We start from the raw sequence: 6,602 nt of genomic DNA, 5'->3' as shown, positions 1-6,602 counted from the left end.
TGATATTGCGAATGGCATCCAAAATTTGCAGCAGAGGAATATTATCTTTGGTAATGGTATTTTTCTGCTTCATAAACGAAATCGTATAACGTTCCCTTTGAAAGGCCGGGCGTATGTCTCTTTTACCGATTTGGATGGTGTTACTGATTTGGGTAGTTAAACCCAATTGATTATAGATGCTGTAACCGGTCAGGTATCCCGTAATCTTTCCATCCTCTTCGAGCAGGTCTTTGACTATCTGATTTTGGTTGGGAAGCAGAGGGCCAAAAACGGTATTTTCGGGTTTATAGTATTTGCCTTTTGAGAGTTTAGCGATTTTGCCTGCTTGCACCATACGGTTAAGGGCTTTTATCACCGCTTCTTTCCGGTTTACCTCAGTCATAAAATCGGTATAGGTAAAAACATAGCCCTTGGGAAGCCGCTCTATTGTAAATGCTATGAAATTAGATGTTTTCATAGGGCAATGTTACCAAAAATATACTAAGTTTGTCCAGTTTATTATTAAAAAAACTGGACAAATAAATATTAAAGCTTACCTCTGTAAAAGGTCCTTTTTAAGATTGGTCAGTTATTTATTGTATTGAAATATCATGCTTAATTCTTTTAAAATTCGGCCTGATTATAGCTTAAACATGGCATCGGCAGCTTTTTTGACCATGCATCAAGGTGAAAGGATTAGTTGCATAAAGAATAGCCGGATGATAATATATGTTACACGGACATTATCAGTCTTTGGGGGCATCATTGGGGGCACTCAGAATAATAATCCGTTTCAATCGTAGCCAGTTCAGGCACTTGGAGAGAAAATGTCTATGCGGCTACGGGCACCAATCATTTTTTTACTGACATTATTTATCATTACCAAAATGCGAATTATTCAATTTTCGCAACACGTTAATGTTATAACGACTTTATCAATATATTCCTATCATATACCCACAGTAACCAAAGTTGGGGGCATGATTGGGGGCATGAAATTGCCCATGGCTATTGAAATTCTCAGCAACTCGAATCAGAGGTTGTAAAATGGCTTTATCAAATATGACCTGTCAGGTAGCGAAACCTAAAATCAAGCCTTATAAGATGGCAGACGGGGAAGGGTTATACCTTGAAGTCACCCCGAGCGGGACCAAATATTGGCGGTTGAAATATCGAATCCATGGAAGGGAAAAACGAATTTCAATCGGTGCATACCCCGCTGTTTCAATAGCGGATGCCCGTAAGGCGAAGGATGAGTTAAAAAAAGAAATAAAGGTTGGTATTGATCCCGTCTTGAAACGTTTGCAGGCTGCTCAGACGCAGGCTTTGACCCAAAAACTGGATTTTAAATCAATGGCCATGGAATGGTATGGGAAGCAGATTCCTTTGTGGAACCCAAAACATGCCAATATCATTAAACACCGTTTTGAGAAGTATATATTTCCGTCTTTGGGCAGTTTTCCGCTGGCAGATATAAAGCCGCTGATGATGCTGAACTGCCTTCAAAAGATTGAAAAAACAGCCCCTGATCTTTCTCGTAGAATGAAGGCCGTATGCAGCCACGTATTTAAATATGCCATTGCTACCGGCAGGGCAGAGAGTGACCCTACTTATGGCTTAGAGGCTGCGATGAAAAAATTTAAAAGAGGGCATTACGCATCTATTTCTGTCGATGAGTTTCCTCAATTTTTATCCTGTCTCAATGGTTATGAGAATCATGTTAATCGTCAGACCTTTCTGGCTCTAAAATTATTGCTTCTCACATTTGTGCGAACATGTGAACTTGTCGAAGCAAGATGGGAAGAGATAGATTTTGACAAAGCGATGTGGGTTATCCCTGCTGAACGGATGAAGATGAACCTTCCACATATGATCCCGTTATCGCAACAGTCGCTGGCGATTTTTCGGGAGTTGAAAGAAATGAATTCAAAACGGGAATTCATCTTTCCCGGCTATTACAACCCAAGAAAGTATATGAGCAAAAACACGATGCTTATTGCTATCAAGCGGATGGGCTATAATGGTAAAATGACAGGTCATGGATTTCGATCCCTGGCCTTAGGGATATTAAAAGAAAAATTGGGCTACCCTCATGATATTGCCGATAGACAACTCGCGCACGTCCCGAAAAGTGGTGTTGATCGCGCTTATGACCGCGCACAGTTTTTGCCGCAACGTATAAAAATGATGCAGGAATATGCGGATTATATTGACAAAGCACGATGAAACGACGTTGTCAGGATGATTAGTGTTGTCTTTATTATATGGCTAAAATGTTTTTTACCTGTCAATAAAAAAATCACATAAAAATTTTGACATGATGGGGTTTGCTCCGGAATGGCGCATACCAACGTAACTTTTCGCTCCCAAAAGGCTATTTGTTGTACCTATGTTGTACCAACATAAAAAAAGCCGTTACAGATTTTGCTGTAACGGCCTGATAGTCAGTGTAGCGGGGAGCAGGATCGAACTGCCGACCTTAGGGTTATGAATCCTACGCTCTAACCATCTGAGCTACCCCGCCATCGTTTTGGTGGTGCAAAAGTAGTAGAAAAAATTTTAATGCGCAAACAGATTTTGAATAATTGCAGGAAGTTTCTATTTTGCCCCGTTGTTGGGAATGGAAAAGTTAAACGTTAAAAGGAGCCGATTTTTGACTGACTTTTAACTCCTTAGTCTTTAGCCTTTAACACTTAACAATGCCAAAAACTATGCAAAAATTTAAATACTCAAACGAATACGAGTTACGGGCTTCGCCTAAAATGTTGTTCCCGTACGTGAGCACAGCCTCCGGACTTTCACAGTGGTTTTGTGATAAAGTCAATATTAAACCCGACCATACCTTTGATTTTATATGGGATAAAGAGAGTCATTTTGCCGAACAAACCTCGCTGAGACTCAATAAAAGCGTAAAATTTGAGTTTATTAATACCAGCGAAAGCAATCGTGACAACAATTACATTGAGTTTAAAATTGACGTCAGTGACCTCACAGGCTCCACCTATCTGCGCATCACCGATTATTCAGTAAACACCGATAGTGAAGAACTTAGTGACCTTTGGGACGGTTTAATAGATAGCCTCAAAGAAATTGTCGGAAGTTAATGCAAGTTGTTAACTGAAGTCCGTCGCTGAGATGGATTGTTAATCATGTGATAAATTGTGTATTTTACCACTAATGATTGACCCATAAGCGATAACATTGGAATGAAAGTATGAAAAAGATTGATAAATTGGTTTTACGGTCATTTTTAGGGCCGTTTGTGTTGACGTTGTGCATTGTAGTCTTCATTTTTTTAATGCGACTCATTTCTCAATACCTCAATGAACTCGTTGGAAAAGACATTGATTTGTTAAATTATGCTAAACTCTTAGTTTTTTTTAGTTTAATCACGGTTCCCGTGGCGCTGCCTTTGGCGGTCTTGCTTTCTTCCTTGATGACGTTTGGGAACTTAGGCGAGTATTTTGAATTAACGGCTATCAAAAGTGCGGGAATTTCTACGTGGCGTGCCATGCGGTCGGTGATGGTCATGGTGGGGATGATAACCATTTTTTCATTTTGGTACAACAATGAAGTGGCTCCGTGGGCCAACCTGAAGGGCTATAGTCTGCTCTACGACATCAAAACCGCCAAAGCGACGCTGAATATCAAGGAAGGGATTTTTTACAACGACTTGCCGGGTTATAATATTAAGGTTGATAAAAAATTTCCGGTGCCCAACGATAGAAGCCTCAAAGGGCTGGTCATTTATCGACATCCTACCAATGATTACAACGCAGGGAATCGGGAAGTGATTTTGGCCGATTCCGGATTAATGTACACTATCAATGAAAATAGCTACTTGATCTTTGAGTTGTTTCGGGGAAATCAATATTCGGAGACAGCGCAAACCGGAAACTCCTTTGCTTCCAACGACAATCGACAGTTTACCCGTTCGTATTTCGACCATTACAAAATGGTGGTAAGCTTAGAGTCGTTTGGGCTTAAACGCACCGACGAGAATCAATTTCAGTACCACGAGTACATGAAAAATGCCCGAGAGCTTCGGAAAGTGGCTGATTCTTTAAAAAAGGAATACAAGAAAACAAAGGACGGACTTTTCAGTCAATCAAAGCAGTATTTCAGTTATGCGTTTCGGGTCGAAAACCTCATCCCCAAAACCGCCCCAAAGTATGGAAAATGGGTAGATTCGTTGCTCAAAAAGAAGGCTGTCAAGCTTCCTTCTGAAAAAGAACAGGTAATAGCCACTGCCTTAAATCAGGCCCAAAATATCAAAACGTACGAACAAAGCAACAAAACCTACATTGCTGAAAAAGGCAAGGCATGGTATCGGTATGATTTGGAAATGCACCACAAATACACCCAGGCGGTTTCTTGCTTTGTCATGTTTTTGCTGGGGGCTCCGCTCGGTGCTATTATCAAAAAAGGCGGCTTTGGGATTCCTGTTTTGGTGTCGGTACTGTTTTTTATCCTTTCGTATGTACTCACGCTGCAAGGCGATAAATGGGCGAAAGATGGTCTGGTATGGGTGCCTTTCGGCGCTTGGTTTTCCAATACCCTGTTGATATTTGTGGGTATTTATTTTGCCGATCGTGCCCTGAAAGATTCACGTATCTTTGATAAAGATATTTACATCATTTGGTGGGAACGGATTCGGGCAAAATGGGAGCAGAGAGCCTTGCTAAAAAAGAAATTAGCCAAAGCATAATCACTTTTTTTGCATTTTGCCCACTTGCCTTTTGCAACTTGTTTATCGCTATATCAAATGAGAATTATACCCTAATTCAACCAACTTCTCATAAGCCTCCCAAACCTCATCGGGAATTTCCTGAAAAATTTGGAATCCTTTTTCGGGGTATATCTTTATTCTCTGAAGGTCACCTACCATGATATGAATGACTTCTTCCAAGGAAATTTCCTCGTTGGGGTAGTTGTTCAGCGAAATTTGGGGAGAAGTAACCTGCAATTTTTTGTTGGGCCAATGTCTTTTGAAAGTGGCATAACTTCGCCGTTCCATGTATGGCTTTTGAACTACAATAAAGGATTGAGGGTCAATGTTTTTCTCTCGGAACAGTTGTTGAGTGAAAAGGATATTTTCGCCCGTATTGGTTGATTTGTTTTCAATCAGAATAGCGTCTTTTGGAACTCCTTTTGCCACTGCAATGGAAGCAAATTTATCAGCTTCCGCCTCCGACCAAATCTCCTGCGTCAGCCGTCCGAGTCCTCCTGAAAAAACCAACAGAGGCGCCCAACCTTCCAAATACAATTCCGCTCCCCGTTCGGCTACGCGTAAATCGTGACTTCCCAATACTAAAATGCAGTCCGATTTTTCGAGTGTATGATTGACGTGGTGATAATCCCACAGTGTTTGTGCTAATTTCAGAGTTTCTTTAAGCATTGTGTTTTTTGAGGAATAGGATTCTGAGCCAAAAATAAAGAAAGATTTACCCTTTTAATCGCTTTTAGTGAGATACAAGGAATCTTTATGATTTTACTTGCAAAGTTCAACCTCACCCTACCCTCTCCTTTCTGGAGAGGGTTTTAAATCCCCTTCTCCAGAAAGGAGAAGGGTTAGGGATGAGGTTGAATTTTCAAAGTGCAAGTAACTTCATAAAGAGCCGATACAAGCCCATTTAATCATGAAAAGCCTTTTCGTTTCTCTATTATTTTGCGCACATTTATATGCACAAACACCACTCGCCGAGAAGATTGTTAAGCTGCGCCCCGATACTCCGTGGAAACAGGTAGCGGCGGTAAAACTTCATTTCCCAAGTTTCCATCCGCAAGGCATGGTAAAAATCGGAGACTATTTTTTTATGAGTTCGGTAGAAGTGACGCGCAAACGCCAAAACAACGACGGAGGCGAAGGCATCGGACATCTTTTTAAGTTTGATGCGACAGGTAAACTCACCGCTAAAATTTCCTTGGGCGAAGGCTTAATCTATCATCCTGGAGGGATTGATTTTGATGGGCAATTTATTTGGGTGCCCGTAGCGGAATACCGCCCAAACAGCCGTTCCATTGTTTATAAAGTAGACCCCAAAACGATGAAAGGCACGGAGGTAATGCGTTTTGAAGAGCACATTGGAGGTATTGTGCACAATACAGAGGCCAATACGCTGAATGGAGTAAGTTGGGGTTCGCGCAGTTTTTATCGGTGGAAATTGAATGCAAACGGGAACGTCACCAATCCGACGGTTTCTCCTGACCAAATTCGTATCAACAATCCATCCTATTACATTGATTATCAGGATTGTCATTACATTGGACAACATAAGATGCTGTGCGGAGGGCTTCACAGCTACAAAACTTCGCCCGACGCTGTTGCCTTTCGTTTGGGAGGATTGGAAGTGGTGAACTTAGCGGATAATCGCCCCATACACCAAGTGCCGTTGTCGCTTTGGTCTCCCACAGGTGCCCCCATGACCAACAATCCCTTTTGGATAGAAACCACTCCTGATGGTCTTCGGGCGTATTTTGTGCCTGACGATGATGATGCCTCAACGCTTTTTGTGTATGAAGCAGTGGTGAACTGAGAGGAATCCTAAGAAATCTTTCCCCATCGTTAAAGATTTGGCCGGTCTTGTGCTTTTGGTTACAACTTGTTAAACCAAAAACTGACT

General features: G+C 41.4%; 6 protein-coding genes and 1 tRNA gene. 4 read left to right on the top strand and 3 right to left on the bottom strand.

What is annotated here, in order from left to right; all coding sequences use genetic code 11:
• Positions 1-457 (bottom strand): DUF6088 family protein (locus Q0081_RS22625; RefSeq protein WP_298358967.1); only part of this gene is annotated, 457 nt, incomplete at its 3' end.
• Between the two features lie 569 nt (positions 458-1,026).
• On the opposite strand from Q0081_RS22625, the gene Q0081_RS22620 reads away from it, so the two are divergent.
• Positions 1,027-2,205 (top strand): phage integrase central domain-containing protein, encoded by a 1,179-nt coding sequence (locus tag Q0081_RS22620; protein WP_298358964.1) that lies wholly within the window; start codon positions 1,027-1,029, stop codon positions 2,203-2,205.
• A 224-nt stretch (positions 2,206-2,429) separates the two neighbouring features.
• Here the strand turns inward: Q0081_RS22620 and Q0081_RS22615 are convergent.
• Positions 2,430-2,503: transfer RNA gene (locus Q0081_RS22615), tRNA-Met, on the bottom strand.
• 187 nt (positions 2,504-2,690) lie between these two features.
• Here Q0081_RS22615 and Q0081_RS22610 point away from each other — a divergent pair.
• Both Q0081_RS22610 and Q0081_RS22605 read left to right on the top strand, forming a co-directional pair.
• The gene (locus Q0081_RS22610; RefSeq protein WP_298358962.1) at positions 2,691-3,083 is read left to right on the top strand and encodes an START-like domain-containing protein; all 393 of its coding nucleotides are present in this window, start codon (positions 2,691-2,693) and stop codon (positions 3,081-3,083) included.
• 110 nt (positions 3,084-3,193) lie between these two features.
• Entirely contained in the window at positions 3,194-4,687 is a 1,494-nt protein-coding gene (locus Q0081_RS22605; RefSeq protein ID WP_298358959.1) for an LptF/LptG family permease, read from the top strand.
• Positions 4,688-4,735: 48 nt separating this feature from the next.
• Here the strand turns inward: Q0081_RS22605 and Q0081_RS22600 are convergent, their stop codons facing one another.
• Entirely contained in the window at positions 4,736-5,377 is a 642-nt protein-coding gene (locus Q0081_RS22600; protein WP_298358956.1) for a YdcF family protein, read from the bottom strand.
• Between the two features lie 241 nt (positions 5,378-5,618).
• Here Q0081_RS22600 and Q0081_RS22595 point away from each other — a divergent pair, with 241 nt between their 5' ends.
• On the top strand, positions 5,619-6,515 hold the full coding sequence (locus Q0081_RS22595; RefSeq protein ID WP_298358951.1) for a DUF6454 family protein: 897 nt from the start codon (positions 5,619-5,621) through the stop codon (positions 6,513-6,515).
• Positions 6,516-6,602 lie beyond the last annotated feature (87 nt).

This window comes from Runella sp. (assembly GCF_027484545.1).
In the GTDB taxonomy this organism is placed as follows: Bacteria; Bacteroidota; Bacteroidia; order Cytophagales; family Spirosomataceae; genus Runella.
This window is presented reverse-complemented; position numbering and strand designations above follow the sequence as displayed.

What these genes read in the sequence shown, in the direction of transcription:
- Q0081_RS22620 (WP_298358964.1), top strand. Translation starts at nt 1,027, where the DNA reads ATGGCTTTATCAAATATGACCTGTCAGGTAGCGAAACCTAAAATCAAG.
- Q0081_RS22610 (WP_298358962.1), top strand. Translation starts at nt 2,691, where the DNA reads ATGCAAAAATTTAAATACTCAAACGAATACGAGTTACGGGCTTCGCCT.
- Q0081_RS22605 (WP_298358959.1), top strand. Translation starts at nt 3,194, where the DNA reads ATGAAAAAGATTGATAAATTGGTTTTACGGTCATTTTTAGGGCCGTTT.
- Q0081_RS22600 (WP_298358956.1), bottom strand. Translation starts at nt 5,377, where the DNA reads ATGCTTAAAGAAACTCTGAAATTAGCACAAACACTGTGGGATTATCAC.
- Q0081_RS22595 (WP_298358951.1), top strand. Translation starts at nt 5,619, where the DNA reads ATGAAAAGCCTTTTCGTTTCTCTATTATTTTGCGCACATTTATATGCA.